This is a genomic window from Saccharomonospora saliphila YIM 90502 (genome assembly GCF_000383795.1).
Taxonomy (GTDB): Bacteria; Actinomycetota; Actinomycetes; order Mycobacteriales; family Pseudonocardiaceae; genus Saccharomonospora; species Saccharomonospora saliphila.
Genome location: NZ_KB912696.1, coordinates 102,160 through 105,258 on the forward strand (window position 1 = coordinate 102,160; position 3,099 = coordinate 105,258).

The following is a 3,099-nucleotide window of genomic DNA, read 5'->3' on the forward strand; positions in this document are numbered from 1 at the left end:
GGATCGACCCGCGCCCGGTGGAGCGGGTGCGCGCCGTCGTCGTGGCGGGTGTGGTCGCGGCCTTCGTCACCGTCGCGCTCGGCCCGCTCGCCGGTGGCGGGCTCGGCGGTGGCGTGTTCGACCCCGTCACGATGCGGGTGGAACTGTCCTCGGTCGCCGTGTTCGGGTGGATCGTGGTCTTCGGCGGTCCCACGGCGTGGTTCGCCGGTCCCCGCGAGTCCGCGAGCGTGGGCCGTGGGCGGGGTCACGGTCGCTCGGCCCCGCGTCGCCGCTGAGCGCGGCGTGGTCTCTAGGGTGGGGCCACCAGGTCCCGCGACGTGTGCCCCGGCGCACCGCCCGGCAAGGAGAAGCGTTCTGGTTACCAGCTTGCGACTGCCCACACCGGCGCGGCTCGTCGTTCTCGCCTCGGGGTCGGGGACCTTGTTGCAGGCGGTGCTGGACGCGGTGGCGCGGCCGTCGTACCCCGCCGAGGTCGTGGCGGTGGGTACCGACCGGCCCGGTGTCGAGGCCCTGGCGCGCGCCGAGCGGGTCGGCGTTCCCACGTTCTCCGTGCGCGTCGGCGATCACCCCGACCGGACCGCGTGGGACGCGGCGCTGACGGAGGCGGTCGCGGAGCATTCCCCGGATCTGGTGGTTTCCGCGGGCTTTCTCAAGATCCTCGGTCCGGAGTTCCTCGCCCGGTTCCCGAACCGGGTCGTCAACACGCATCCGGCGCTGCTGCCCGCGTTCCCGGGTATCCGGGCGGTGGCCGAGGCGCTGGAGTTCGGGGTGAAGGTCACCGGCTCGACGGTCCACTTCGTCGACGCCGGTGTGGATACCGGCCCGATCATCGCCCAGGAAGCCGTGGCCGTGGAGCCGGACGACGACGAGACGCGCCTGCACGAGCGGATCAAGGCCGTGGAGCGCGGGCTGCTCGTCGACGTCATCGAGAGACTGGGCCGTGCGGGGTGCACGGTGGACGGACGAAAGGTGAGGTTCGGGTGAGCGAGCAGACCGGTGGAGACAGGCGCCCGGTGCGTCGTGCGTTGCTCGGCGTGTCGGACAAGACGGGACTGTTGGAGCTGGCGACCGGTCTGCACGCCGCCGGTGTGGAGATCGTCTCGACCGGCGGCACCGCGCGCGTGATCGCCGACGCGGGGGTGCCGGTGACCCCGGTCGAGGAGGTGACCGGGTTCCCCGAGTCGTTCGACGGCCGGGTCAAGACGCTGCACCCGAGGGTGCACGCGGGGCTGCTCGCCGACACCGGCCGTCCCGAGCACGTGAACCAGCTGCGCGAACTCGGGATCAGCCCGTTCGATCTGCTGGTGGTGAACCTGTATCCGTTCGGTGCGACGGTCGCCTCCGGGGCCGATCCGGCCGAGTGCGTCGAGAACATCGACATCGGTGGCCCGGCCATGGTGCGCGCGGCGGCCAAGAACCACGCGTCCGTGGCCGTGGTCGTCGACCCGTCCCGCTACGAGTGGGTGCTGGAGCGTATCCGGGGCGGCGGGTTCGCCACGGCCGATCGCAAGCGGCTGGCGGCCGAGGCGTACGCACACACGGCGTCCTACGACGCGGCGGTGGCCGCGTGGTTCGCCGAGGAGTACGCCCCTGTCGACGACTCCGGCTTCCCCGACTTCCTCGGCGGAACGTGGCAGCGGCAGGAGGTGCTGCGCTACGGGGAGAACCCGCACCAGGCCGCCGCGGTGTACCGGGGGCCGGTACCGGGCGGGCTGGCCTATGCCGAACAGGTGCACGGCAAGGCCATGTCGTACAACAACTACGTCGACACCGACGCGGCCCGGCGCGCGGCGTTCGACTTCGCCGACCCGGCGGTGGCCGTGATCAAGCACGCCAACCCGTGCGGGATCGCCGTGGGGCTCGACGTGGCCGAGGCGCACCGTAAGGCACACGCGTGCGACCCGGTGTCGGCTTTCGGCGGGGTGATCGCGGCGAACCGCCCTGTGGATCTGGAGACCGCCGAGCAGATCGCGGACGTGTTCACCGAGGTGGTGCTCGCGCCGGACTTCGACGCCGACGCGGTCGAGGTGCTGACGCGCAAGAAGAACATCCGGCTGCTGCGGCTTCCGGCCGAGCAGGCCGACCGGCGCACCGAACTGCGGCCGATCTCGGGTGGGGTGCTGGTGCAGAGCGTCGACCGGATCGACGCCGAGGGCGACGATCCCGCGCACTGGACCCTGGCGACCGGAGCCGCCGCCGACGAGGCGACGCTGGCCGATCTGGCGTTCGCCTGGCGGGCGGTGCGCTCGGTGAAGTCGAACGCGATCCTGCTGGCCCACGACCGGGCCACGGTCGGTGTCGGAATGGGGCAGGTGAACCGGGTCGACTCGTCGCGGCTCGCGGTGACCAGGGCGGGCGAGCGGGCCTCGGGCTCGGTGGCCGCGTCGGACGCGTTCTTCCCCTTCCCCGACGGTCTCCAGGTGCTGCTGGACGCGGGTGTGCGCGCGGTGGTGCAGCCCGGCGGTTCCGTTCGCGATGCCGAAGTGATCGCGGCGGCCGAGGCCGCGGGGGTGACCCTCTACTTCACGGGGACGCGCCACTTCGCCCACTGACGCGCCCGCCACGCTTCTTGTCGTGTCGTCAAGGCCTCCTTCACTGCGTTCAGTGCAGTGAAGGAGGCCTTGACTGCGTCTGAGGGGTGTTCGCGCCCGCGCCGCGCTTGACAGCGGGAGCGCGAGGTCGTTTACTAGGACTGTCGAACACCAGTTCGATACGAATCGTTCGCCGTCTTCCCCGCGGCGCGGTTGCGGTGGTGCACGCCGTTCTCCGGTGTGCACCCCGTCGAGCAGCGCGAGGGAGGTGAGTTCGATGTCCGAGGATCCGGTGCCCGAGGGGCCGGAGGTGGGGCTCCGTTCCGCGCGGCCGGGAGAATCCAGGGCGACCGTCGCGCGGTTGGCCGCACTGCCGGGGGTGAGCACGGCCGGTGCGGTGGCCGAGGCGGCCGAGCACGGCAGGACCACGGGACAGGTCCTGCCGGTGCCCTCCGCCCTGTCCGGGCTGCTGCCGCGGCGGGGGTTGCGGCGGGGCAGCACCGTCTCCGTCCGGGGAGCGACCTCACTTCTGCTGGCGCTGCTGGCCGAGGCGACCGCGAACGGTTCG

At 72.4% G+C, this 3,099-nt stretch carries 2 protein-coding genes and 2 pseudogenes; all 4 read left to right on the top strand.

All coding sequences use genetic code 11. The annotated features are described in order from the left end of the window. Nucleotides 1–275 (top strand): annotated as a pseudogene (locus SACSA_RS23240) (DUF6350 family protein); the annotation flags it as partial. 91 nt (nt 276–366) lie between these two features. Continuing rightward, entirely contained in the window at nt 367–984 is a 618-nt protein-coding gene (gene purN, locus SACSA_RS0115575; protein ID WP_019818556.1) for a phosphoribosylglycinamide formyltransferase, read from the top strand. Further along, complete coding sequence (purH, locus tag SACSA_RS0115580) at nt 981–2,552, top strand: bifunctional phosphoribosylaminoimidazolecarboxamide formyltransferase/IMP cyclohydrolase (protein WP_019818557.1); 1,572 nt, start codon at nt 981–983, stop codon at nt 2,550–2,552. The genes purN and purH overlap by 4 nt, the downstream gene beginning before the upstream one ends. A gap of 256 nt (nt 2,553–2,808) precedes the next feature. Further along, nucleotides 2,809–3,099: pseudogene (locus tag SACSA_RS23245) on the top strand (hypothetical protein); the annotation flags it as partial.